The organism is Exiguobacterium sp. Leaf187, from assembly GCF_001423925.1.
GTDB classification, from domain to species: domain Bacteria; phylum Bacillota; class Bacilli; order Exiguobacteriales; family Exiguobacteriaceae; genus Exiguobacterium_A; species Exiguobacterium_A indicum.
In genome coordinates this window covers 1,074,666-1,098,646 of the sequence record NZ_LMPR01000009.1, presented here as the reverse complement: position 1 = coordinate 1,098,646, position 23,981 = coordinate 1,074,666, and the positions used below count along the sequence as shown (strand labels likewise).

Below are 23,981 nucleotides of genomic sequence, written 5' to 3'. Positions count from 1 at the left end.
TGAAAAAAGGACGTGTACATATGTTAGCGAAGTTTAAAGAAAAACGAGCATTTTTTGACTATGGTCTCTTCTTTACGATGCTCATCCTCATGGCGATCAGTACGGTCATGGTCTATAGTGCGAGCGTGTGGAACGGTGGGGATTATGCGAATACGTCCTTCTTTGAGAAGCAGTTGATGTTTGATGCGATGGCGATCGCCTTGTTCCTTTTCGTTTCGCAAGTAAATCATGAGGTGTTCCGTGGACCGGTTATTCGCTTACTCCTGTACGCGATTACATGGTTGATGTTGATGGCAACGTTGTTTTCGGCTCCACTCAATGGTGCTCGTGCATGGCTGAACTTCGGTATCTTCTTGATTCAACCGATCGAGCTCTGTAAATTCGTCCTCGTCGTCGGACTTGCGAGTTATTTTGATCAAAAGCACAAAGGGAAGATGGACGGCGTGATTGGGATCGTCCACCACTTCATCCATCGTCAAATCAAAGCGACGTCTCCAGGCCGAAGAATTTTACTTAGTTTCTCGGACTGGATTTTGATTCCGATGGTTGTGTTACTGGCACCATACGCAATCATCATTCGCATGCAACCGGATGACGGCGGATTGTTCATTCTGTTGCTCATCACGGCGATGATTTTATTCGCAGTTGGATTACCGAGTGGTTACATCATGTTATGTGTCATCACCGTACCAATCATCTTCATGTATGCCTGGAACAACTTTTCGGATAATCAGATGCAACGGATTCAGGCAAGTTTGAATCCCTTCCTTGACGCAGAAGGTAAGGGATATCAGCTCATCAACTCCGTCATATCGATTGCACACGGGGGATTATTCGGAGTAGGTCTCGGGAATAGCTTTCAGAAGTATGGTTATTTGCCTGAACCTGAAACTGACTACATCATGTCGATCATCTCGGAGGAACTTGGATTCGTCGGTGTCCTCGTCGTGCTTGGTCTACTGTTCTACTTGATGATTCAAGGGGCGATTATCGCTAACCGGTGTGTTTCTATTTATTCGAGTATGCTTGCGCTTGGGATTTCAGGTATTATCTTCATTCAGACATGTATCAATATCGCGGCGATGTCTGGTCTCTTTCCAGGAACCGGCGTCACCTTGCCATTCATCAGTTACGGTGGGTCATCGTTACTCGTCATGAGTACGATGCTTGGTGTAATGGCGAACATTTCCATGCAAAACAAATATCGAGTGGCTTATCAGAAAGAAGTGCGGACTGCACGTTCGATGAGTGCCACAAGCTCATTAACTAAAGGGGGAGCATCAGTTGACTAAAATCCAGAAGATTCTCGTAGCAAACCGTGGGGAGATTGCGATTCGCGTTTTCCGTGCAGCGACAGAACTCGGTATTCGTACCGTTGCCATTTATTCGCGAGAGGACATGGGTTCTCTTCATCGCTATAAAGCCGATGAAGCGTACCGGATCGGAGAAGGGAAAAAACCGATCGAAGCCTATCTCGATATTGAAGATATCATCGCAACAGCGAAAAAAGCCGAATGTGATGCAATCCATCCTGGTTATGGATTCCTCTCTGAGAATATTGAGCTAGCCAAACGTTGTCGTGAAGAAGGAATCATCTTCATCGGACCGCAAGAAGAGCATCTGTATAAGTTCGGGGATAAAGTACGGGCACGAACGACAGCGATTGAGGCCGGTCTTCCTGTCATTCCAGGAACGGATGGTCCGATCTCATCCATTGATGAAGCATATGCGTTCGCAAAAGAAGCAGGCTATCCACTCATGGTCAAAGCATCGCTTGGCGGTGGTGGACGCGGTATGCGTGTCGTCCGGACAGAAGAAGAGCTCCCAGACATGATCGAACGTGCGAAATCTGAAGCCTTAAAAGCGTTTGGTTCGGATGAGATTTACGTCGAAAAATTAATTGAACGACCAAAACATATCGAAGTTCAAATCATCGGTGACGCCCATGGGAACATCATTCATTTGTTTGAACGTGATTGTTCCGTACAGCGTCGTCACCAAAAAGTCGTCGAAGTGGCGCCGTGTGTGACGCTATCAGACGAAGGTCGACAAAAGATTTGTGACGCAGCCGTCACGTTGATGAAACATGTCGGATACGAAAATGCGGGTACGGTCGAATTTCTCGTGACACAAGATGAATCGTTCTACTTCATCGAGGTCAACCCACGTGTCCAAGTCGAGCACACGATTACGGAGATGATCACAGGCGTTGATATCGTCCAGACACAAATCCGTGTTGCTGAAGGCGAATCGTTACATAGCGACCTCGTTGGTATTCCGCAACAAGAAGACATTAAGATGCTTGGTTTTGCGATCCAAAGCCGAATCACGTCAGAAGATCCGGAAAACGGCTTCTTGCCGGATACAGGGAAAATTAAAGCCTATCGTTCACCAGGTGGTTTTGGTGTACGTCTCGATGGTGGAAATGCTTATGTTGGAGCGGAAATCTCACCATATTATGACTCGTTGCTTGTTAAAATCTCGACGCATGGTTTGACATACGACCAAGCCGTCGCGAAGATGCGTCGAAATTTAAGTGAATTCCGAATCCGTGGAATCAAGACAAATATTCCATTCTTGAGCAACGTCTTGAAGCACCATGCGTTCGTCAGCGGGGATTACAACACATCATTCATTGATGATACACAAGAATTATTCATTTTCCCGAAACGTCAAGACCGTGGAACGAAACTTTTGACGTACATCGGAGAGGTTTCCGTCAATGGATTCCCGGGAATCGGAAAATTGGACAAGCCGCTTGCACGCGACGTCCGGATTCCGAAAAATCTCCCGACAGACTATATACCAGGTGCAAAAGCGATTCTCGATGCGGAAGGTCCAGAAGCCGTCGCAAAATGGTTGGCAGCTCAGGAGAACGTTTTGTTGACAGATACGACATTCCGTGATGCCCATCAGTCGCTCCTTGCGACGCGGATGCGGACGAAGGATCTCGTTGCAATCGCCGAAGCGGAAGCGAAACTGCTACCTGAACTGTTCTCTGTCGAAGCATGGGGAGGCGCGACATTTGATGTCGCCTACCGATTCTTATCGGAGGATCCATGGGTTCGTCTGATGAAATTACGTGAAAAGATGCCGAACGTCCTCATTCAAATGTTGCTTCGTGGTGCGAACGGCGTTGGTTACAAAAACTATCCGGACAATGTCATTCACACGTTCGTTAAGGAAGCGGCGCAGGCAGGAGTCGACGTTTTCCGAATCTTCGATAGCTTGAACAACCCGGAGTCAATCCAACTTGCGATCGATGCGGTCTTGCCGACAGGTAAAATCGCGGAAGCAGCTGTCTGTTACACAGGGGATCTATTCGATGCGAATCGACCGAAATATCACCTGCCGTATTACGTCAATCTGGGGAAACAACTGGAAGAAAGCGGCGCTCATATCATTGCCATCAAGGATATGGCGGGTCTCTTGAAACCGGAAGCAGCCTATGCGCTCGTATCAGCACTTAAAGATGCGGTATCGCTACCGATCCATCTCCACACACACGATGCGAGTGGGAACGGGATTTATACGTATGCGCGTGCGATCGATGCAGGTGTCGACGTCGTAGACGTCGCCGCATCAAGCATGTCGGGACTGACGAGTCAGCCAGCGGGTGGTAGCTTGATTCATGCCTTAAGTGGTCATCCACGTCAACCGCTCGTATCAGCACAGAAGTTTGAACAGATTTCGGATTATTGGCAGGACGTGCGTCATCTGTATCAAGCATTCGAACTCGATATGATCGCACCGAATCCAACGGTCTACGACCATGAGATGCCGGGTGGACAGTATTCGAACTTACAGCAACAAGCAAAAGCGGTTGGACTTGCGGATCGTTGGTCTGAAGTCAAAGAGATGTATGCGCGTGTCAATATGCTGTTTGGCGATATCGTCAAAGTCACACCATCGTCAAAAGTCGTTGGAGACATGGCACTCTTCATGGTTCAACATCATCTGACGGAAGAGGATGTCTTGCACCGTGCAAGTGGACTTGATTTCCCGGATTCAGTCGTCGAACTGATGAAAGGGGAGCTCGGAACACCACCGGATGGTTTCCCGCAAGACGTTCAACAGGCTATTCTCAAGGGAGCTGCTCCGCTGACAGAACGTCCAGGTAAGATGATGGAACCACTCAATTTTGATGCGATCAAACATGAGTTGTTCGAAAAACTTGAACGTCCCGTTACAGAATTTGATGCACTCGCTTACGCGCTCTATCCAAAAGTCTTCATGGACTACAGTTCGTATGTCGCGCGATATGGCGATATCTCTGTTCTTGATACGAATACGTTCTTCCATGGAATGCGTCTAGGGGAGACGATCGAGGTTGAAATCGAACGAGGCAAGACACTCTACCTTAAGTTGATTCAAATCGGTCAGCCAGACGATCATGGTATGCGGACGATCTATTATGAGATGAATGGTGTTCCTCGTGAAGTCGAAGTCAAAGACATCAGTATTAAGGAAAGTTCATCAAGTCGTCCAAAAGCAGATCGAAGCAATGCGAAACAAATCGGTGCATCAATGCCGGGGAGCGTGCTGAAGGTGCTCGTCGAGACGGGTACACGTGTCCGTAAAGGAGAGCAACTCCTCGTCACGGAAGCGATGAAGATGGAAACGACGATCCAAGCACCGGAAGACGGTGAAATCAAAGCCGTCCACGTCAAGGAAGGCGAAGCCATCGCGAGTCAAGACTTACTGATTGAATTCGTATAAGGTCACAAGGAAAAACAGGCGCACGCTCGGCGGGCTGCCTGTTTTTCATTCAATACGTAGTGGGAGAGGATACGATTGAACATTATTTGTTGGGTACGAAGTGATTTTCGATTACAAGATAACCACATGTTGGCACGTGCTGTTGAATTACTAAATGAAAATCCGAAGGCGGCGGTCGAGTTCGTCTTTTGGCTCAATCCGGATTACATCGGAGAATATGAAGCACGGCAACAATATTTCTTCCAAGCGCTCGAGATGTTTTCTGATGCCTGCAAAGAGAAAGAGATGCCAATCCGTTTCATCGAAGGCGATGAACAGGCTTTCTTAGACGCAACTGGTGATGCGGACGTTTTGTTATTTAATGCGGAATATGTCGAACCATTTAAGACGCGAGATGAAAAAATCATTAAAAAGCGTAAAGATCGTCAGACGGAGCGACTACTAGACCGGCATCTTCTTCATCCACATGACATTAAAAAGCAAGATGGAAAGTTCTATAAAGTATTCACGCCATATAAGAATGCATTCATGAAAAAAGACATTCCTGCACCATACGAAGTCAAATGGCAAACGCTGCGGGATCATTATCAAAAGCGTCAGCACGATAATAGTTTCATCAACGCTTATTTTAAAAAGGCAGAGTCGGAAGCTGTCTTCTATCCAGGTGAAAAGCAGGCGAAACAACGCTTGAAGAAATTCATCGAACAATCGCTTGAAGATTACGAAGAGAACCGTGATTTTCCTGCTGTCGACGGTACGAGTTTACTTTCTCGCTATTTACGGACTGGAGAAATCAGCATTCGGACCGTCTATGCGGCTGTTCAGGAGGCAAAAGAATCAAAAGGGAAACAGACCTTCATCACCGAACTCATCTGGCGTGAATTCTATTACATGATTTTAATGCATTTCCCGGAATCAAAACGACAAGCCGTCAATACGCAATATCGGGAAATCGAATGGGAGAAAGATGAAGAGGGCTTCAAGGCGTGGTGTGAAGGCAAGACGGGCTATCCGATCGTTGATGCAGCGATGCGGCAATTGAATCAAACAGGGTGGATGCATAATCGTCTACGGATGATCGTCGCTTCTTTCCTGACAAAAGACTTGTTGGTCGATTGGCAGAAAGGCGAACGATATTTCCAGCAGAAACTCGTTGATTACGAAGCGGCATCAAACATCGGGGGTTGGCAATGGGCAGCATCAGTCGGAACGGATGCCGTCCCGTACTTCCGCGTCTTCAATCCGACGACTCAATCGAAGAAGTTCGATAAGGATGGAGCGTTCATTCGAAAGTATGTCACGGAAATCAAGGATTTATCAAAGCAGTATATTCATGAACCGACTGCTGAGCAACGCAAGGATTATGGCTATCCAGAACCAATCGTCGCACATGACGAAGCGCGAAAGCGTGCGATTGCTCGATTCAAATAATGAAAAAAGGATGTCCCTCAAGTGAGGAACATCCTTTTTTATGACCTTATTGAAGACGACTATTTGCCTTACGCGTTCGGAATGCATGGTACGTCAAGTAAGATAAGACCCCGAAGTAACATGTGATCAAGAAGGCGTGGAGTAACGGCACATACGTTGCATGTCCACCAAGAACGATCCAAGCCCCAGTGGCGACTTGGCACGAGATGAAGAACGTCGCGAACGCCATACCAATCGTTGTCGTCCGATGCTTTAAGCGAATCGCAACGACATGGACGAATAAGGTGAACAGGAACAGTAATCCTGCCATGATTCGGTGAATCATCTGCACCCACGCTTCGAACGTCATGGAAGGTTGAGAACAGACAGGCCAACCAACGCAAGCATATGTAGCCCCGACGTGGCGTACGTAAGCACCCGTATAAACGACGATCAGCGTATAGATGAGTAGACCGTACAAGAGCTTCCGTAAGAATGCTGGGACAGATTCCCTGAATTCCTGACCCGGACGCTCCATGATCAACAGTGTCAAAATCAATAGCGAAGCAAAGGAAATCAAAGAGATTCCGAAATGTAACGCCATGACGAGGTCTGATTGTTGCCAAACGACTGCTCCAGCACCGACGATCGATTGAATCAACATGAAGATGAAAGCAAGAAACGCAAAGATCTTCGTATCTAATCGATCCTTGAAGGCAACGAGCGTCCAGAGACATAAGGCAATGATTAAGAGTCCAACGACTCCAGTCACAGCGCGGTGACTATATTCAATCATCGTTTCAACACTTGGGTTCGTCGGAATGAGTTCCCCGTGACAGAGTGGCCAATCCGTTCCGCAACCATCTCCCGAATCCGTTTTTGTGACTGTCCCACCCATCAGTAAGACGATCATCATCGTAAACGTGACGAAGGCTGAAAACATCGAAAGTTTTCGATTCAAGATTTGGACACCACCTTTCTAAAAAAATACGAAATACATGGATTTCCATAGGTCTAGTATCGCATAAAAAGTACTGAAAGGGTTGCAATCTTTTAGAACAACGCTATTCTAGTATTAGGTAAATATGGTGAACTGTGATGAAAATCACATAGATTTCACATTTTGTTCATTATGTCGAAAGTATTTTCATACGTCACGGTCCTCGATATGTGGTATCTTTTATAGAGAAAAGGGCGTTTCGTGGCATGTCTGTGTTATTTCTGTGAAGAAATTACGTGAAGCTTAGGTGCTAAACGGAAGCAGACGGTGAAAAGGAGGGAACAGCATGGCGAAAGTTACTGGAGAGGCACTGGATATGGCGATCGAGCAAGCAGATCAGCCGACATTCAAGGACTATATTACCCTAGCAAAAATGGGGATTGTTCGTGCCAATCTGATTACGGTCTTCGCGGGGTATGTCGTAGCAGCATCGTACATAACGGATGATGTCCTGTTGTACTTGTGGCAAACCAAGTGGATGTTACTGTGGACGCTTCTCGGGAGTGGATTGGTCATTGCCGGAAGTTGCTACCTCAATAACTACATTGACCGGGACATCGATTACAAGATGGAACGGACGATGGGAAGACCAAGCGTTACTGGGAAGATGGATGGACAGCGGATACTCGCACTAGGACTCGGTATTCTTGCGACCGGTACGGTATTGTTGTTGATCGTCAACCATGTGGCGGCAGTGTTCGGATTGATCGGATCATTCGTTTACGTCGTGATTTATACGATGTGGTTAAAGCGGACGCACACGATCAATACAGTCGTAGGTGGTATATCAGGAGCTGTGCCACCAATCATTGGATTTGCGGCAGTCACTCCGACGCTTCACATTGATGCGTGGATTTTATTCCTCATCATGTTCGTGTGGCAACCACCACATTTCCTTGCACTCGCGATGCGACGGACAGAGGAGTATCGGGCAGCAGGTATCCCGATGTTACCTGTCGTAAACGGATTCGCGATCACGAAACGACAAATTGTATGGTGGATTGCAGTACTCATTCCATCATCACTCCTCTTAGCACACTATGGCATCATCTACATGATCGTCATGGCATTGCTCGGTGGATATTGGCTCTATATGGGACTGAAAGGTCTGAAGATCCAAGATGAACAAGCCGAAATCAAATGGGCGTCGAAGATGTTCTTCTTCTCACTGTTTTATTTCACGGCTTGGATCGTGACGGTCGTACTCGTTTCTCTCTAAAACGATTTGACATAATTCACGTACACCATTACGAAAGACAAAATTGGGGACAAAGAAAGTGGGGATGGTTGTGAAAAAATCAGTAAAAATGCTCTTCCGGCTTCTTCCAATCGGCTTGATGGCACTCATGTTATCAGGTTGTGGAATTCCGGAATTGTCTGCGCTACAGCCTCGCGGAGAAGGCGCTGAGATGCAACTTGAGATCATCAAGCTTAGCTTGTGGGTCATGTTGTTCGTCCTTGCGATCGTAGCCGTCATTTATATTTACGTACTTATGAAATTCCGTCGTAAATCAGGTGATAACACGGTTCCGAAGCAAGTCGAAGGGAACCATACGCTTGAAATCATCTGGACAGTCATTCCGATTCTTCTTTTGATCGTTCTTGCAATTCCGACGATCAAAACAACGGTTGAACTCGCAGATGCAAAAGAAGCGAAGAAAAACGAACAAATCAACGTTACAGCAAACCTCTACTGGTGGGAGTTCGAATACCCAGACAAAGGTGTTTCGACAGGACAAGAACTTGTCATCCCAGTCGGTAAACGTGTTGCTGTTAACTTGACGTCTAAAGACGTCATTCACTCATTCTGGGTACCAGCTCTTTCTGGTAAAACAGATACGAACCCAGGTCTTGAGAACGAAATGTGGTTACAAGCAAAAGAAGCAGGCACTTACTACGGTAAATGTGCCGAGTTGTGTGGTCCTTCTCACGCATTGATGGACTTCAAAGTCGTTGCACTTGAACAAGAGGACTACGACAACTGGTTGAAAGATATGAAAGCTGCGAAAGAAGCAGAGACGAAGCAGCTTGATAAAAAGAATGAAAAGAACTGGACGACTGGCGAGAAAGTCTATGCCCAGAACTGTCTCAGCTGTCATGGTGGCGGGAAAGTCGCACCTAGCTTGACGAACTTCGGTGATCGTCAACGTATCGCGGGTTACCTCGACCATGATAAAGAAAACCTCGAAAAATGGATTCGCGATCCTCAAAAAGAGAAACAAGGTACAAAAATGCCTGGATTCTCTGAAGATCAGATCAGCGATGAAGAATTGAGCGAATTGGCAGATTATCTATTGGACAAAAAGCTCCAATAATTTTTTAAGGGGGAATCATAGTGGGGACACATACTATGGGTATGCCGCAGAAAAAAAGCGGCATCATGGACTGGCTAACGACAGTCGACCATAAGAAAATCGGGATTCTCTACATCATGTCTGGATTGTTCTTCCTTCTAGTCGGTGGCGTAGAAGCCCTAATGATTCGTTTTCAATTGATTAAACCGATGAACGATTTCGTCAGCGGTGAACTCTTTAACCAATTGATCACGATGCACGGTACGACGATGATCTTCTTGGCAGCGATGCCGATGTTGATCGGATACATGAACGCAGCAGTACCGCTTCAAATCGGGGCACGTGACGTTGCGTTCCCATTCTTGAATGCACTTGGTTTCTGGTTGTTCTTCTTCGGTGGAGTCTTGTTGAACCTTTCTTGGTTCTTCGGCGCTGCACCGAACGCAGGGTGGACTGCATACGCACCACTCTCGACGGTACCTGAGTCTCTCGGTGTAGACTTCTACGCGTTGGGTCTTCAGATTTCTGGTTTCGGTACACTTATGGGGGGGATTAACTTCCTCGTTACGATTTTGAACATGCGTGCACCAGGTATGAAACTGATGCGGATGCCGCTCTTCACATGGACAGCATTCGTTGCTTCTGCCTTGATCGTTTTCGCATTCCCACCACTTACGGTTGGATTGTTCCTCTTGACGTTCGAGCGACTCTTCGGAGCGCATTTCTTCGACCCGGCAGCGGGCGGGAACATCGTCATCTGGGAACACCTCTTCTGGATCTTCGGTCACCCGGAAGTTTATATCTTGATCTTACCGGCATTCGGTATTTTCTCTGAAATCATTCCTACATTTGCTCGTAAGCGTCTCTTCGGTTACACGACGATGGTCTTTGCGACGATGTTGATCGGTTTCCTCGGATTCATGGTTTGGGTCCACCACATGTTCACAGTTGGTCTCGGTCCAGTCGCAAACGCGATCTTCGCCGTAGCTACGATGGCGATTGCTGTACCGACAGGGGTCAAGATCTTCAACTGGCTCTTTACGCTATGGGGCGGTAAGTTGACGTTCCCAGTCGCAATGCTTTACTCGGTCGCGTTCATTCCATCATTCCTTGTTGGTGGTATGACAGGGGTTATGCTTTCTGTTGCACCTGCCGATTACCAGTACCATGACAGTTACTTCGTAGTAGCTCACTTCCACTACGTTATCGTTGGTGGGGTTGTCTTCGGTCTCTTCGCAGGTCTTTACTACTGGTTCCCACTCATGTTCGGGAAACAGCTCAACGAATTCTGGGGAAAAATTCAATTCTGGTTGTTCTTCATCGGCTTCCACTTGACGTTCTTCCCGCAACATATTCTTGGTCTTACAGGTATGCCACGTCGTGTCTTCACGTACTTGCCAAACCAAGGCTGGGAAACAATGAACTTACTTTCATCAATTGGGGCAGCCTTCATGGGTGTGTCGACGATCGTTCTCGTCATTTCGATTGCAGCAGCATTGATGTCAAAAGAATATGTAAAACGCGACGTCTGGGGAGATGGACGTACACTTGAGTGGACACTTCCAGTTCCAACTCCAGAGTATAACTTCGCTCAAATCCCACTCGTCAAAGGTTTGGATACGTATTGGCTCGAAAAAATGGCAGGAAACAAAACAGTTTCTGTATCGGAAGAAGTCGGCGATATCCACATGCCGAATAACACGATCTTGCCATTCGTCATGTCAGTCGGTCTATTCCTTGCAGGTCTCGGATTTATTCTTCGCCTAGACTATGGAACTGTTGGTCTCGTCGTTGCCTTGATTGGTCTTGCGATGACATTGATCGCGATGTTCTTCCGTTCTTGGATTGACGATGAAGGATACTACATCCCGAAATCAGTCGTCGAAGAAGATCTACGCCTTGAAGCAGAAAAGGAGGCGAAGTAAGATGGGTCATCATTCAGTACCGAATAACCCGATCACGGGTATTCCGGATCATGTTGAAAAAGCGACACTTGAGGGTAAGAATAAATATGTAGCCTTCTGGTTCTTCCTTGGAGGAGAGACGACTTTGTTCGCCTCTCTCTTCGGGACATACATCGGTCTCCATAACTCCGGTGCAAAAGAAGGATTACGCAGTTATGACATCTTTGAAATGGGTCTCGTCTTCATCATGACGATGCTTCTCTTGACGAGTTCATTAACAAGCGTTCTTGCAATGATGGCAATGAAACGTAATGATGTGAAAAAGATGAAGCTTTGGCTCATCATCACATTGCTTCTCGGTCTTGGATTCTTAAGTGGTGAGATTTATGAGTTTAATCACTACTACCACATCGGTCATACGTTCACGTCGAGTGCATTTGGTTCTGCCTTCTACACTCTCGTCGGTTTCCACGGTGCGCACGTCTTGTTCGGTCTTCTCTGGATCTCAACATTGCTCATCCGGAACTGGAACCGTGGCATCACGGTCGTGAATGCGCCGAAGTACTATGTTTCAAGTCTTTACTGGCACTTCATTGACGTCGTCTGGGTCTTTATCTTCTCAGTCGTCTACCTCATGGGGATGGTGAAATAAGATGGAAAAACACGAACCGCAACTTACGCGCAATCAAATCGAGCTTGAGATGAAAGCAGAACGTGGTCGTGAGACACAACTGCAACTCATCAGTTTCGCACTCATGATTTTCTTGACACTCATCGCTTTCGGTGCTGTCATGGCTGATCTCATGCCGCACTGGGCAGCTGGTGGTTTCTTGATCATCATGGCAATCGTTCAGGTTTACCTTCAGCTTTACATGTTCATGCATATGAACAACAAAGGCAACACATGGATCAAAGTCATGATGGGTCTCGGTGTATTCGTCGCCTTGACGATCGTTGCGACGCTTCGTCTGTTGATCTGGTAAGAAATGTGACCATTCTGCTAACGTTTAGCAGGATGGTCTTTTATTTTGGAATCGTTTTATGAGAAACCTTTACAATGAAATAGGGGAACGGTAATCTTAGTTTGTAAGAGAAAGGAACGGGGTGAAAAAATATGTTAGGCAATTTAAGGGGAGCACTTTCGCAATTCGAATGGACTGTCTTATGGAGTCCGTATTATGCGTTGATACTCGTTGGATTGTATATCCTATATGCTGTCGTGACAGAAAAGTTGCGTCGTCCGGATGAGCCGGAAACAACGCTTGGGCAAAAGTTTTCGATGCTCGCGGCATTGATCGTTTTTTACATCGGTTTTGGAAGTCCGTTAGACCTGCTAGCACATATCACGTTCTCAGCACATATGCTGCAGATGGTATTCGTCTATATGGTCGCACCGCCGCTCTTGTTGATTGCGATACCAGAGTGGCTTTATAAGCGCTTGTTCGATACACCGTATCTTGGAAGAATTCTTCGCTTCTTCATCAAGCCGTTGATTGCACTTGTCGTCTTTAATGCCTTGTTTACGTTCTATCACATGCCATTTATTTTTGATTATGTCTTGACGAACTATACCGTTCACCGTCTGTTCCACGGAACATTGATTTTCTTGAGTATGACGATGTGGTATCCGATCATCGCACCGGTCAATGAGGCGGACAGCCTTTCTGACCTGAAGAAGATGGTCTACATCGTAGCGAATGGTGTGTTGTTGACACCAGCCTGTGCCTTCATGATCTTCAGTCAAAGTTTTCAGTATCAAGCGTATCAGGATCCAGCTACGTTCGCGAAAGTACTCGCTTACTGTATGCCGAACAATGATTTAAGCGGATTGAACCTGGAACGATTGCTCGGAACGACAGATGACTTATTAGAGGACCAACGCTTTGGTGGTGTCCTCATGAAGCTCGGTCAAGAACTCGTGTATGGTCTATTCTTCGGACTGACCTTCTTTACATGGGTGCGCCGTTCAAAAAGTACTGCCGTGGATGAAGGCATGTCCTTCACACCAAAAGCGGATTAAATTGGAGGAAGTTGGAACATGAGTTATTTGCCGTTGATTTGTGTGTCGCTGATTGTCATCAGTGCGATTTTCGTAGCGATTGGCTGGTTTTTGATCGCCCAAACGCGTCGTAACATGAAAGCTCACCAAACCGTGATGACGATTGCAGCTGCACTCGCTTTATTATTCTTCATCATGTATGCCTTGCGGACGATTCTGCTCGGTAACACAGCCTTTGGCGGTCCAGAGTCCGTCAAAGCTTACTACACAGGATTCTTGATCTTCCACATTCTTCTTGCGACATCTGGTGGGGTGCTCGGTTTGATGGCACTCTATCACGCGTATAAGAAGAACTTTGCACGTCACCGTAAAATCGGACCGGTTGCCTCAATCGTTTGGTTTTTGACAGCCATTACTGGTGTGATCGTGTATTGCTTACTATATGTCGTCTACGATCCGGGTGAGACGACGAACGTATTCCGGGCGATCTGGAGTCATTAAGGGGGAGCCAACTTGAAAAAGAATAGTTACTTGACGGTCGCTGCCGTCGTCCTTATCTTAGTTGCGGCAGCCGGGGGATATTATTATTTCTTCATGAAAGAAAAGTTACCTGTCATCGCTGAACCGACACCATTTGAATTAACGAATGCCGTAGACGGAAAATCATTCAATTCGGAAGACGGAAAAGTCAAAGTGTTGACGTTCTTCTACTCGAACTGTCCTGATATTTGTCCGTTGACGTTAAATGATTACCGTAAGCTTGAGAAGAAGCTTCGGAGCGAAGAATTGTACGGAAGTGACGTCGAACTCGTCGCAGTGACGGTTGATCCAAAAGTGGATACACCGAAAGTCTTGAAAAAGTATGCTTCGAACTTTGAAGCAGATGCCAAAGGGTGGAGAGTATTGACGGGAGATCCAGTCGTCATCGATCGTTTGACACGTCAGTTGAATTTCTATTACTCGAAGGCTGAGAGCGGCTTGGTGACACACGGAACACAAATGTTCATTTTGGACCGTGAGAATAAAGTACGGGCGATTTCGTCTATGGCGAAGACACCGGATGAACCGGTCGACTTAGAAGAGGTCATGTCTTCGGTCACACAATTAGCAAAGGAGTGAAGGTAGATGACTTATGAAGAGTACATGCAAGGAGATGTTACCGTCTCTATTCAAGCCATCGAGGAATTACTTGCTTGTGCGATCGAGGATTATGGAATCCATCACTCCCGGATCAAACGGATGGACCGGGAAGAGATTGCATTTAGCGTAAAGGTCAATGCACCGGCAACGTCACTTCACGCACTTTATCTTCATGTACGCGAGCAGCTTGGGATTCAGCTCGGAGACGATGTCGTATCTTATGTACAATTCGTCGCGCGTTAAAAGCGATTTCGCGTGTATTAAAGAATAACAATCAGGTGGACAGAACAGCTAATGATTTCGTGGATGATGCGAGGTCGTTAGCTTTTTTGTTTGGCATGAAAAACAAAAAAATAGAGGCTCCTCATTGGAACCTCTACGTGTGGATCTTATTTTTCGAGTGTTTCGAGCAATGCTGCTAAACGACGTTCGCAGTCTTTGACGATTTCCGGAGGGAACGTCTCATCATACTCGACACCGTGTGGATAGTAATGTTTACCGAGAAGTGGTGTCATCATACGAACGACAGCATGGCGGTCTTCAATCTCGCCTTGGATCGCATAGACAGGAACACGCAGGTAGAATACTTCACCTGTTGATTGTTTTTCATATTTCATGTCGTACATCGCGCGTTCGTAATCCCACTGTCCTTCACGAACGAAGCGGTGATGTTCCATGATTGTTTCGAGAAGACCGAACTTCAGTTCCTTGCCTTCGATGCCATATTGTTCAAACTTCATGTTTGAATCCCCCTATACCCCAGTTTGCTAGTAGATACTAGTCTTTCCAAACTATCATACCATAATGAATGAAACGATGACGTAAAAGATGTGAAGTCATTTTGAAGAATTCATGAACTTCCATATTTTCGTTCGACATATTCAAGAATCGTATCCGGTGCGTGGATACCAAGGTGATTGAGACCTTCCCCACCGAAGAAGACATTGAACTCAAGAACGTACCACTGTCCGTCACGGATGATGAGATCAAAACCAGCGTGATCGATATCGAGCTGTTTCGCGAGAGCGAGCACGAAGTCGATCGCTCCTTGTGGCACATCATCAAAATCAAGGACACCACCTTGAGCGACGTTATTTAAGAACTGAGCACCACCGACGCGCCAGTACGCAGCAAGAACTTGATCGCCGACGACGACGACACGTAAGTCCTTCTCATTCGGAATGTACTCCTGAATGTAGAACGTCTCGTGTGTATCCGTGTATTTCTTCCAGTCTGTTTCATTTTTGATGAGATGGACACCTTGTCCCATGGAGCTACGGACTGTCTTCGCAACGAACGGAAACGAAAATTCACGTAAGACACGTTCGACGGTGAATTCATTTTTTCCATAGATGCCGGTTCGAGGGATGTTATCCGGAATGACGGTTTGAAAAATCCGCGTCATCTCGATCTTGTCATGACCTAAGTGGAACGTAGCAGCCGACGGGAAAATCGGTTTTTTCATTCCGTAGATGATTGAGTGGATTTGCCAGTATTCCGGGAACAGGACGACATCCGCCTGTTCGATTTTTTTCAAGGAATCAAAGTGATAATCTGATTTGGCATGTTCCGTCTTGATTCCAATCGTCCGGAACATATTAAAAGAGAGCAGTTGCATAAAGTTCATTCCTTCCTTCTGAACAAATTATACACAATTCAACAGGCTAGGAGGGAGAGAAATGTTATGATAAGATGGTAAAGTTAAGGAGGAGATTCGTTGTGATATATACCGATAAGACGATTGACCTCATCAACGCAGCGGAAGACCTCATTCGATCTCTCGCTCAAAGTGAAACGGGGCAAGCATATAGATGTGCGAAACAAGCACAGCAAGAGTCAACAGAGGCACAGGCTGTCATTCGCGATTTTCATCAAGTCAAGGAGGACTACGAACTCGTACAGCGATTCGGACGGTATCATCCTGACTATCAGACGATCACGAAAAGGGTCCATGAAGTCAAACGGCGACTTGATTTACAAGAGGAAGTCGCGCAGTTTAAAAAGGCGGAAAAACAACTCGAGACGTTACTCGGACAAATCAGTCTGAAGCTCGCTGGAGAAGTATCACCGCAAATTAAAGTACCGACGGGAAATCCTTTCTTCGATCAAGGATGCGCTGGAGGTTGTTCGACCGGTGGCAGCTGTAGCTGTAGCGGATAACGAAGGTGAAGGGGGTAGGCTGGCGTGATCAAGGAACGAGTGGGACTCATCGTCTATGTCAATGCGATGAAAGCATCCCGTCAATTACGCCGTTACGGGAACGTCTACTTTACGTCTAAACGTGAACGATACGTTCATCTGTATGTCGATTTAGATCAGCATGAACAGGTGATGGAAGTCATTTCGACTCTCCCGTTCGTCGAATCGATCAAACGTTCAGAACGACCGTTCATCACGGAGACGTTCGCGAACAAAAAAGGTAAAATGCCAGAAGAAGCATAATCCATGGAGCGATGAGGACATCCTCGTCGCTTCTTTGTTGAAAGGAATGAAGGAAATGCGAGTCATTTCAGGGGAACGGAAAGGTACACGATTAAAAGCAGTGCCAGGGGATCAAACACGACCGACGACGGATAAGGTAAAAGAATCCTTATTCAACGTCATCGGTCCTTATTTCAACGGAGGACGAGCACTGGATCTGTTTGCGGGGAGCGGTGGTCTTGGGATTGAATCTCTTTCAAGAGGATGCGATGAGGCGGTGTTCGTCGACCAACACCATAAAGCGATCCAAACGATCCAAGATAATTTACGAACGACGCGCTATACGGACCAAGCACGTGTTTTAAAAAAAGATGTAGCGATCGCTTTAACGGAACTCGCATCTGAAGAGCCGTTTAAGTTGATTTATCTAGACCCTCCCTATGCAAAAGAGCGATTGACGGAACATGTCACGTACATAGAGCAACACAATATGTTGACGGACAATGGTGTCATCGTCTGTGAACATGACTCAGCGGTTGAATTACCGGACCAGATCGGACGACTAGAAGTCGTGCGTCGACTTCGTTATTCCGCTGTCATTTCGATTACATTGTACGAATTCATGGAAGCGGAGGAAGACCACGAATGAAACGAATCGCCATTTGCCCAGGTAGCTTTGATCCGATCACGAACGGACATTTAGACATCATCGAGCGTGCCGTTCCGATTTTTGATGAGATCATCGTTGCCGTACTGAATAATTCTTCGAAGCAACCACTCTTTTCTGTCCAGGAACGGATGGAGTTAATTGCCGATGTGACATCGCACCTACCTCAAATCAAGGTGGATTCCTTTAATGGTCTACTGGTCGATTATGCGGCAGAAGTTGGAGCAACCGCGATCGTACGCGGTTTACGAGCAGTTTCGGATTTTGAATACGAAATGCAAGTCGCTTCTATCAACAAGAAGATGAACGATCAAATCGAGACACTATTCATGATGACGAATAATCAGTATTCCTTCTTGAGTTCTTCGATCGTCAAGGAAGCTGCCAAATATGGTGCTTCCGTTGCCGATCTCGTACCGCCTTCCGTCGAAGAGGCGCTACGTCAGAAATATGCGAAAGGAGAACTGTGATGAAAGCTTGGAAACCTGCCTTAGCAGCGATCATCGCTGCCTTGATCGTATTTTTCTTACCACTTCCTTATTTCATCTCCTATCCGGGTGACGCGACGTCGACGGAAGATTTGATTGAAGTATCTGGAGGCGACAAGGAACCGGGAGATTTGATGATGCTGACGATCGCACAACGTCGGGCAACGCCTTACTTTCTCATTGAAAGCTTATTTCTACCGTTCTCCGAAACATCGAGTGTAAGTGATTATCTGTACGACGGCGAGTCGGACGCGCAGTATGAAACGCGTCAGAAGCTGTATATGGAAGAAGCACAACATAACGCAACAATCGAAGCGTATGAATTAGCGGATCAAAAGGTCGATGTCGATTTCGAAGGGGTCTACGTCTCCGGCGTCATTCCCGGTGGTCCAGCCGAAGGGAAACTGAAGGCAGGGGATCGGATTACAAGTGTTGACGGAAAACCGATTACGTCATTTGAAGGTTTCATGAAGACGATTCAAGCAAAAAAAGCCAAAACAGCTGTTCCGATTCAGTTCACGCGTAAATCGGAAGACAAGAAGACGACGATTCGAGTGGATCAGTTATCTAAAGAGGTCAAGCGAGTCGGGCTCGGCATTTACGAACCGCTCCCGATCTCGAACGTGAAGACGGATCCTGAGATCGAGTTTCAGGTCGAAGACGTCGGGGGACCTTCTGCAGGAATGATGTTCACTCTTGAAATCTATGATCAATTGACGCCGGGAGATTTGGCGAAAGGGCATAAAATCGCCGGCACAGGAACCATTGAAGAAGGTGGCAAGGTGGGACCAATCGGTGGAGCGTGGCAAAAGGTGGTCGCTGCAGACGAGGCAGAAGCAGAAATCATGTTCGTACCAGCAGGAGAGAACTACAAAGAAGCAAAACCATCCATCAAAAAACTCGGAACGAACATGAAGCTCGTTCCGATCAAGACAGTCGAAGATGCGATTGATTATTTAGAAGAACTTCCAGCGAAATAAGGAAAGCGACGGTGTTCAAGCAACGCGTCGTAGCGAGCCAATGGCAGTGCATATGCAGCTGTCACTTGGCTTTCTTTCGTTAGCCAAGGATGACTCGTGAAGGTGCTGAATACGGCAGTCCGCGTTTTGATGGTTTTGAGTGCCTGTCGTCCTCGTTCTGAAAAGGCGAGGGGACGAACGAAATCAACATGGTCGTAATCGATCCGTGCGACCTCCTCTGCCGTCGTTGAGGTCAATAGATAGATCAAGGCACGCTGCAGGCTCGTCCGCGTATAACGGCGTGTTTTGACGTAATTCAGAAAGGTGTCGAACGTCGTTGCTTGTTTAGCCCCTTCGATGAGTCGTGGTGCTAACGAAGCGTCGATCCCAGCGATTCGCATCAACTCGGGTACTGGAGTCGTTAGTAGACGTTGTCGAATCCATGGATAATAATGCGAGAAGTTGGCGAAAGAGGCACTTGCTAAGACGTCTTCGGTCTGTTCAGGAAGTGCAAGCAGCTGACCGTGTGTCTGATGATGGGCGCGTATCGCGGTGGCGCTCATGATGTCCCCGGTGGATAAGTCGTGGTAGCCACTTCCAATCCGTTTCGTCGTGTGGAGCGATAGGGTATTTGCGGCGCGAGCGTAATAATAGCCAAGCGTATTGTTCGGTTGTGTCAAATCAAGCGTCTGTGAGACGCTCCTGAATGCTTGACTGGCGGCGTGAGCAGAAGAGAGGCCCGCTGATAATCCATCGTGTAACGCTTGCTTGTATGCAGGTGTCTCTTCGATCTGTTCCGCTGCCGCATGCAGAAAAGGTTCGATGTCTCCACACTCGCTTCCAAACGAAAGCGACTGACAGCCGATTGTCTCGGCAATCGTCACACCACCGAGTGCAAAGCGATCAGCACGCTGGACAGCAAAATAGAAGGGAAGTTCAAGAACGAGATCGATGGCACCGCTCGCGACGGCTGCCTGAGCACGTGTCCATTTATCCGTAAAGGCGGGCTCACCACGCTGCATGAACGTCCCGCTCATGATGGCGACGATGACGTCGGCATCCGTTTCCCGTCGTGCTGTTGTCGCTTGATAATAGTGTCCGTTATGAAACGGATTGTACTCTGAAATGATAGCTGTCATCCTCATGAAAACTTTCTCCTTTGCAAACCGAATTAAGTGCGGTAATATGGATAAAGACGTCCAAAAGTGTTCGTTCTCTAGCGATTTCAGTGTAAAGAAAAAACATTGACAAAACAAGATGTCCTCTCTATAATTCATATTGTTGCAATTGAGGTGATTCGGATGAAATGGTCCCTGATGCAATTGAATAAATTGCGCAATCTGGGTCAACTTCAGGTTAACGAGACGATCGAGCTCAATGAGCTAGTCGCCCTCCATCCGGATATCCGGGCGGTGCAACCTGTGCACGTTCGTGCAAATGCATCGTTTACATCGAATCAATTAATATTCAATCTTCGGATTACCGGCGAAATGACGCTTCCGGATGCCCGGACGCTAAATGACGTCGCTTATCCATTCGAGATTGAATCCATCGAGCCATTCCTGCTCGAGGTCGATGCTGTTTCGAACGAAGCAGATGACATCAACGTGCCGATCGGGAATACGGTCGATCTTCGACCGCTCGTGCAAGAATTGATTTTACTTCATGTGCCAGTGCAAGTGCATGGGGATGATGAAGAGAATCAGTTGGTTGAGGGGGAAGGCTGGACGATTCTTTCTGAAGAAGATCCAGAGGAAACCGAACCAAAAATCGATCCGCGACTCGCGGGTCTCGCTCAGTTCTTTAAAAAAGATCAGGATTCCTGATTTCTGAAGTAAAGGCGAGTGTATTTTTTCAAGGAGGTGGACAACGATGGCAGTACCATTCCGCAGAACGTCGAAAACACGCAAACGTCTTCGCCGTACTCATTTCAAACTCCGTGTACCAGGTATGGTCGAGTGCCCAAACTGTGGTGAAATGAAACTTTCACACCGCGTTTGTAAAGCATGTGGCTCGTACAAAGGTAAAGAAATCGTCAGCAAATAAGCTGATTGATCGGTATAAAAGCGACCTTCGAATCGAGAAATCGGTTTTAAGGTCGCTTTTTTCATGAAAGGGGATAGGAAATAGATGAATGTTGGAATCATTGGCGCGGGTGCCATCGGGTTATTGCTTGCCTCTTATTTATCGGAAGATCATGCAGTCACGCTTTATGTGCGACAAGAACAAGAGGAGGAACGACCAATCATTCGCGATGGACAAGCGAGTCGTCTCGTACGGATCCAGAAGATTGATCGGCTCGAGTCAGAAGACTTGGTGTTTGTCGCGACAAAGTCGTATGATATAAAAAGTGTGATTCCATTCCTTAAACGGCTGACGTGTCCCGTCATGTTCCTGCAAAATGGAATGGATCATTTGAAATGGAAAGAGCAATTGCCGCATGTCTTATTTGGTGTCGTCGAACATGGTGCCATGCGTACTGCACCGTTTGAAGTCCAGCATACTGGAAAAGGACGCATCCGCTACGGGAATCAAGAGGTAGCGAACTTGTCGTCAAAGCAGCTGTGCTTTGAACTTGAGTCAGATATGGAAGCCGTTTTATTGACGAAGCTGTTCATCAACGTCGTCATCAATCCAGTGACGGCTTATTACGGTGTTGAGAATGGATCCTTATTAGAGATGCCTTATCGAGAAGAAGCCCGTCAATTATTTGACGAAATGCGGACGATTTTCCCGCACCATGACATTACTTATTCCGAAATCGAGCGGATCATGAAGAATACGAGCAAAAATCGTTCTTCCATGTTACGAGATCTTGAGTATGGACGACGAACGGAAGTAGAACCGATACTTGGATACGCATTACGTCAGGCGACGACTGCGACGCCACGTTTATCTTTTTATTATGAACAGATCAAACAGAGGGAGGGTCCGCAGTGACAGTCTTCATCATTTTTCCTTTATTCAGCCTGATTGCGTTGTATCTCGTCTTTCTACTTCTATTTCGGAAACATGGGAAGGCCGTTCGATTTGCACTCGACTTTGGAACATTCATCGTTCTGTATGCGATTCATGTTGCATTGATTGCCTTGACCGGAACAAATTACTTAGGGTGGATCGTCATCGTCGTATTGTTGGTGTTTGCGTTGAATGCACTCTGGCAACGAATTCGTCAACTTGATGTTGATTTGAGACAAATGATTCGCCACAGTTGGCGGATCATCATCTTGCTGGCATTACCTGTCCATTTCATACTGTTCGTACTCGGTATTCGTCAACTGTTCATCAGCTGACCAGTTAGGTAAGAAAGAAGGGATTTTGTTTGAAGGTACAACCATTTGAAGCCTTATACGATGATAACTCGTTGATGCATCGTGCTTCACGAGAAGAATTCTTAACATATGTCGACCACTTTGGAGAGAGTGGTTTAGCGTCGAGGAGCCGTTTGCTTGAAGAACGTCACTATCCGCATCTTGCGGCACTGACAGACGAACTCGAACGTCAAAATCCGAACATGACGGAGCGTTTGCGGGAGCGTGTCGCGAAGCTTCGTACGGGTGAAGCTCAAGTTGTCATTACAGGGCAACAAACGGGTATCTTTGGCGGACCATTATATGCCATCTATAAATTGTTGACCTGTCTTAAGGTCGCGAAGCAGGCGGAAACGACACTTGGGCGACCTGTCGTTCCGATTTTTTGGCTCGCGACCGAAGATCACGATTTTGATGAGATTAACCATGTTTACGTTCCGACAGCGGATTATCAAACGCGTAAAATCGCTGTCACACCTTCAGAATCGATTGCCCACTCGGTCAGTCGGCTCTCTTTTGATCAAGCAGCACTTCTTGAAATCATCGAAGAGGCATTCCGAGCAATGCCAGAAACGGTTCATACGAAACAATTAGTTGCGCGCCTGAAGCAACTCGTTGAAGCGTGTACATCGTATGGGATGTTTTTCTCACAATTGATCGGTGAATTGATCGATTTTGATGTCGTCTTCTTTGATGCGGATACACATTCTGTCCGTGAACTCGAGATTCCGTTCTTTGAACGGTTGATTCAAGACAATGCGGAATTTAGACGAGCATTGACGGATGGTATTTCACAGACACAAGAGTTACCGGATACATTCTTGAACGAGGAAGCGGCGCATCTTTTCGTCGATGATCACGGTCGTCAGTTGCTGTATCCGACAGCAGAGGGATTCGAGACAAAACAAGGAAAGCAATATACGGAGCTTGAATTGATCGCGTTGCTGTACGCCAGTCCGGAACGTTTCTCCAACAGTGTCGTCACACGTCCATTGATGCAGGATTACCTGTTCCCGACGCTTGCCTATATCGGGGGTCCGGGGGAGTTAGCATACTGGACACGCTTACGACCGCTCTTTCATCACCTGAATTGGACGATGCCGTTATTGATTCCCCGCATGGGTGGGTTACTCGTGCGCCGTAGCGATGAAAAGCGTCTTGCTAAACTTGAGGTGTCGCTCGAAGAAATCGTCCGATCAGGCGTACCGATTCCGCTCTATTCAGAAGAGAAGATGACAGGACGTATGCAGACGGCAGCGATGCTAAAAGACAGTTTCGTCTCGGAATTCCTCTCGCTCGAACAGAATCTACTGCGGACATCGAGTAAGAGTGAGAAGGTCAAGAAACAGCTCGATCAAGCAATTGCTAGTCTACTGGCAGAAGATCGACGTCAGTTTGACCGACAGACACGGCAATATAAAGAGACGGCTTATCATCTTCTTCCTGATGGAGCGCCACAAGAGCGGATTCATTCTGTCCTCCCGTGGTTGAATCACCATGGTCTTGATTTTGTTCGGGACTTAAGAACAGCCTATGAAGCGAATACGAGTGATCAACTGAAGATTTTCCTTTAAACCTGCTGAAACTAGCAGGTTTTTTTAGTTTTTTAGCGAAAATTACACAAAAGTTAAATAAATCAAGGAAACTGTCTCATTTTCGTAACGTTTTC

26 protein-coding genes are annotated in these 23,981 nt (G+C 46.8%); 22 read left to right on the top strand and 4 right to left on the bottom strand.

The window, feature by feature from the left end; translation table 11 throughout:
* The first annotated feature begins 20 nt into the window (after nt 1-20).
* The 3 genes from ASF99_RS10030 (at nt 21) to ASF99_RS10020 (ending at nt 6,150) form a co-directional block, all read left to right on the top strand.
* Nucleotides 21-1,292, top strand: a complete 1,272-nt coding sequence (locus tag ASF99_RS10030; protein WP_055968672.1) for an FtsW/RodA/SpoVE family cell cycle protein — start codon at nt 21-23, stop codon at nt 1,290-1,292.
* On the top strand, nt 1,285-4,719 hold the full coding sequence (locus ASF99_RS10025; RefSeq protein WP_055968671.1) for a pyruvate carboxylase: 3,435 nt from the start codon (nt 1,285-1,287) through the stop codon (nt 4,717-4,719). Before ASF99_RS10030 ends, ASF99_RS10025 begins: the two co-directional genes overlap by 8 nt.
* A 75-nt stretch (nt 4,720-4,794) precedes the next feature.
* The gene (locus tag ASF99_RS10020) at nt 4,795-6,150 is read left to right on the top strand and encodes a cryptochrome/photolyase family protein (RefSeq protein WP_023468832.1); all 1,356 of its coding nucleotides are present in this window, start codon (nt 4,795-4,797) and stop codon (nt 6,148-6,150) included.
* A 46-nt stretch (nt 6,151-6,196) separates the two neighbouring features.
* On the opposite strand, the gene ASF99_RS10015 is transcribed toward ASF99_RS10020, so the two are convergent.
* Nucleotides 6,197-7,090, bottom strand: a complete 894-nt coding sequence (locus ASF99_RS10015; protein WP_023468831.1) for a COX15/CtaA family protein — start codon at nt 7,088-7,090, stop codon at nt 6,197-6,199.
* Between the two features lie 325 nt (nt 7,091-7,415).
* Between ASF99_RS10015 and cyoE the strand changes: the two genes are divergently transcribed.
* From cyoE to ASF99_RS09970, 9 genes are all read left to right on the top strand, one after another.
* Nucleotides 7,416-8,348: a heme o synthase gene (gene cyoE, locus ASF99_RS10010; protein ID WP_023468830.1), complete on the top strand. Its 933-nt coding sequence runs from the start codon at nt 7,416-7,418 to the stop codon at nt 8,346-8,348.
* Nucleotides 8,349-8,412: 64 nt separating this feature from the next.
* The gene (coxB, locus tag ASF99_RS10005; protein ID WP_023468829.1) at nt 8,413-9,444 is read left to right on the top strand and encodes a cytochrome c oxidase subunit II; all 1,032 of its coding nucleotides are present in this window, start codon (nt 8,413-8,415) and stop codon (nt 9,442-9,444) included.
* Between the two features lie 35 nt (nt 9,445-9,479).
* Nucleotides 9,480-11,348 (top strand): cytochrome c oxidase subunit I, encoded by a 1,869-nt coding sequence (gene ctaD, locus ASF99_RS10000; RefSeq protein WP_029342162.1) that lies wholly within the window; start codon nt 9,480-9,482, stop codon nt 11,346-11,348.
* 1 nt (nt 11,349) lies between these two features.
* A complete protein-coding gene (locus ASF99_RS09995) occupies nt 11,350-11,979 on the top strand; it encodes a cytochrome c oxidase subunit 3 (protein WP_023468827.1) in 630 nt (209 codons plus the stop codon).
* A gap of 1 nt (nt 11,980) precedes the next feature.
* Nucleotides 11,981-12,310, top strand: coding sequence for a cytochrome C oxidase subunit IV family protein (locus ASF99_RS09990; RefSeq protein WP_023468826.1), 330 nt, complete (start codon nt 11,981-11,983; stop codon nt 12,308-12,310).
* 131 nt (nt 12,311-12,441) lie between these two features.
* Complete coding sequence (ctaG, locus tag ASF99_RS09985) at nt 12,442-13,347, top strand: cytochrome c oxidase assembly factor CtaG (RefSeq protein WP_023468825.1); 906 nt, start codon at nt 12,442-12,444, stop codon at nt 13,345-13,347.
* An 18-nt stretch (nt 13,348-13,365) separates the two neighbouring features.
* Nucleotides 13,366-13,827, top strand: a complete 462-nt coding sequence (locus tag ASF99_RS09980) for a DUF420 domain-containing protein (RefSeq protein WP_023468824.1) — start codon at nt 13,366-13,368, stop codon at nt 13,825-13,827.
* Between the two features lie 12 nt (nt 13,828-13,839).
* Nucleotides 13,840-14,445: an SCO family protein gene (locus ASF99_RS09975; protein ID WP_023468823.1), complete on the top strand. Its 606-nt coding sequence runs from the start codon at nt 13,840-13,842 to the stop codon at nt 14,443-14,445.
* Between the two features lie 6 nt (nt 14,446-14,451).
* A complete protein-coding gene (locus ASF99_RS09970) occupies nt 14,452-14,709 on the top strand; it encodes a hypothetical protein (RefSeq protein ID WP_023468822.1) in 258 nt (85 codons plus the stop codon).
* Between the two features lie 146 nt (nt 14,710-14,855).
* Here ASF99_RS09970 and ASF99_RS09965 read toward each other — a convergent pair whose 3' ends face one another.
* Both ASF99_RS09965 and ASF99_RS09960 read right to left on the bottom strand, forming a co-directional pair.
* Nucleotides 14,856-15,206, bottom strand: a complete 351-nt coding sequence (locus tag ASF99_RS09965) for a YugN family protein (RefSeq protein WP_023468821.1) — start codon at nt 15,204-15,206, stop codon at nt 14,856-14,858.
* Between the two features lie 110 nt (nt 15,207-15,316).
* Nucleotides 15,317-16,084 (bottom strand): ATP-grasp domain-containing protein, encoded by a 768-nt coding sequence (locus ASF99_RS09960; RefSeq protein WP_231681737.1) that lies wholly within the window; start codon nt 16,082-16,084, stop codon nt 15,317-15,319.
* Between the two features lie 74 nt (nt 16,085-16,158).
* Here ASF99_RS09960 and ASF99_RS09955 point away from each other — a divergent pair, with 74 nt between their 5' ends.
* The 5 genes from ASF99_RS09955 to ASF99_RS09935 are packed head-to-tail and all read left to right on the top strand — an operon-like array spanning nt 16,159 to nt 19,022.
* Nucleotides 16,159-16,626 (top strand): YlbF family regulator, encoded by a 468-nt coding sequence (locus tag ASF99_RS09955; RefSeq protein ID WP_217448912.1) that lies wholly within the window; start codon nt 16,159-16,161, stop codon nt 16,624-16,626.
* A gap of 24 nt (nt 16,627-16,650) precedes the next feature.
* A complete protein-coding gene (locus tag ASF99_RS09950) occupies nt 16,651-16,908 on the top strand; it encodes a YlbG family protein (RefSeq protein WP_023468818.1) in 258 nt (85 codons plus the stop codon).
* A 46-nt stretch (nt 16,909-16,954) separates the two neighbouring features.
* Nucleotides 16,955-17,536: a 16S rRNA (guanine(966)-N(2))-methyltransferase RsmD gene (gene rsmD, locus ASF99_RS09945; protein ID WP_074668417.1), complete on the top strand. Its 582-nt coding sequence runs from the start codon at nt 16,955-16,957 to the stop codon at nt 17,534-17,536.
* A complete protein-coding gene (coaD, locus tag ASF99_RS09940) occupies nt 17,533-18,024 on the top strand; it encodes a pantetheine-phosphate adenylyltransferase (RefSeq protein WP_023468816.1) in 492 nt (163 codons plus the stop codon). The genes rsmD and coaD overlap by 4 nt, the downstream gene beginning before the upstream one ends.
* Nucleotides 18,024-19,022, top strand: a complete 999-nt coding sequence (locus ASF99_RS09935) for a SepM family pheromone-processing serine protease (RefSeq protein ID WP_023468815.1) — start codon at nt 18,024-18,026, stop codon at nt 19,020-19,022. Before coaD ends, ASF99_RS09935 begins: the two co-directional genes overlap by 1 nt.
* On the opposite strand, the gene ASF99_RS09930 is transcribed toward ASF99_RS09935, so the two are convergent.
* Nucleotides 18,995-20,146 carry a tRNA(Met) cytidine acetate ligase gene (locus ASF99_RS09930; protein WP_023468814.1) on the bottom strand — a complete coding sequence of 384 codons (1,152 nt, stop codon included), beginning with the start codon at nt 20,144-20,146 and terminating at the stop codon, nt 18,995-18,997. The genes ASF99_RS09935 and ASF99_RS09930 overlap by 28 nt on opposite strands.
* Nucleotides 20,147-20,302: 156 nt before the next feature.
* On the opposite strand from ASF99_RS09930, the gene ASF99_RS09925 reads away from it, so the two are divergent.
* The 5 genes from ASF99_RS09925 (at nt 20,303) to bshC (ending at nt 23,886) form a co-directional block, all read left to right on the top strand.
* On the top strand, nt 20,303-20,827 hold the full coding sequence (locus tag ASF99_RS09925; RefSeq protein WP_023468813.1) for a YceD family protein: 525 nt from the start codon (nt 20,303-20,305) through the stop codon (nt 20,825-20,827).
* A gap of 46 nt (nt 20,828-20,873) precedes the next feature.
* Nucleotides 20,874-21,047, top strand: a complete 174-nt coding sequence (gene rpmF, locus ASF99_RS09920; protein ID WP_012370841.1) for a 50S ribosomal protein L32 — start codon at nt 20,874-20,876, stop codon at nt 21,045-21,047.
* An 84-nt stretch (nt 21,048-21,131) separates the two neighbouring features.
* Nucleotides 21,132-21,941 carry a ketopantoate reductase family protein gene (locus ASF99_RS09915; RefSeq protein ID WP_055968669.1) on the top strand — a complete coding sequence of 270 codons (810 nt, stop codon included), beginning with the start codon at nt 21,132-21,134 and terminating at the stop codon, nt 21,939-21,941.
* Nucleotides 21,938-22,294, top strand: a complete 357-nt coding sequence (locus tag ASF99_RS09910; protein WP_023468811.1) for a DUF3397 domain-containing protein — start codon at nt 21,938-21,940, stop codon at nt 22,292-22,294. The genes ASF99_RS09915 and ASF99_RS09910 overlap by 4 nt, the downstream gene beginning before the upstream one ends.
* A gap of 29 nt (nt 22,295-22,323) precedes the next feature.
* Nucleotides 22,324-23,886, top strand: coding sequence for a bacillithiol biosynthesis cysteine-adding enzyme BshC (bshC, locus tag ASF99_RS09905; RefSeq protein ID WP_055968667.1), 1,563 nt, complete (start codon nt 22,324-22,326; stop codon nt 23,884-23,886).
* The last annotated feature ends 95 nt before the right edge of the window (nt 23,887-23,981 follow it).

Bases quoted from the DNA above. Each gene is read 5' to 3' on its own strand.
- ASF99_RS09990 (WP_023468826.1), top strand. From the start codon at position 11,981: ATGGAAAAACACGAACCGCAACTTACGCGCAATCAAATCGAGCTTGAG.
- ASF99_RS09970 (WP_023468822.1), top strand. From the start codon at position 14,452: ATGACTTATGAAGAGTACATGCAAGGAGATGTTACCGTCTCTATTCAA.
- ASF99_RS09980 (WP_023468824.1), top strand. From the start codon at position 13,366: ATGAGTTATTTGCCGTTGATTTGTGTGTCGCTGATTGTCATCAGTGCG.
- ASF99_RS09995 (WP_023468827.1), top strand. From the start codon at position 11,350: ATGGGTCATCATTCAGTACCGAATAACCCGATCACGGGTATTCCGGAT.
- ASF99_RS09955 (WP_217448912.1), top strand. From the start codon at position 16,159: ATGGTAAAGTTAAGGAGGAGATTCGTTGTGATATATACCGATAAGACG.
- cyoE (WP_023468830.1), top strand. From the start codon at position 7,416: ATGGCGAAAGTTACTGGAGAGGCACTGGATATGGCGATCGAGCAAGCA.
- rsmD (WP_074668417.1), top strand. From the start codon at position 16,955: ATGAAGGAAATGCGAGTCATTTCAGGGGAACGGAAAGGTACACGATTA.
- ASF99_RS09915 (WP_055968669.1), top strand. From the start codon at position 21,132: ATGAATGTTGGAATCATTGGCGCGGGTGCCATCGGGTTATTGCTTGCC.
- coxB (WP_023468829.1), top strand. From the start codon at position 8,413: ATGGTTGTGAAAAAATCAGTAAAAATGCTCTTCCGGCTTCTTCCAATC.
- ASF99_RS09965 (WP_023468821.1), bottom strand. From the start codon at position 15,206: ATGAAGTTTGAACAATATGGCATCGAAGGCAAGGAACTGAAGTTCGGT.
- ASF99_RS09930 (WP_023468814.1), bottom strand. From the start codon at position 20,146: ATGAGGATGACAGCTATCATTTCAGAGTACAATCCGTTTCATAACGGA.
- ASF99_RS10030 (WP_055968672.1), top strand. From the start codon at position 21: ATGTTAGCGAAGTTTAAAGAAAAACGAGCATTTTTTGACTATGGTCTC.
- ASF99_RS09925 (WP_023468813.1), top strand. From the start codon at position 20,303: ATGAAATGGTCCCTGATGCAATTGAATAAATTGCGCAATCTGGGTCAA.
- ctaD (WP_029342162.1), top strand. From the start codon at position 9,480: ATGGGTATGCCGCAGAAAAAAAGCGGCATCATGGACTGGCTAACGACA.
- ctaG (WP_023468825.1), top strand. From the start codon at position 12,442: ATGTTAGGCAATTTAAGGGGAGCACTTTCGCAATTCGAATGGACTGTC.
- coaD (WP_023468816.1), top strand. From the start codon at position 17,533: ATGAAACGAATCGCCATTTGCCCAGGTAGCTTTGATCCGATCACGAAC.
- ASF99_RS09960 (WP_231681737.1), bottom strand. From the start codon at position 16,084: ATGCAACTGCTCTCTTTTAATATGTTCCGGACGATTGGAATCAAGACG.
- rpmF (WP_012370841.1), top strand. From the start codon at position 20,874: ATGGCAGTACCATTCCGCAGAACGTCGAAAACACGCAAACGTCTTCGC.
- ASF99_RS09935 (WP_023468815.1), top strand. From the start codon at position 18,024: ATGAAAGCTTGGAAACCTGCCTTAGCAGCGATCATCGCTGCCTTGATC.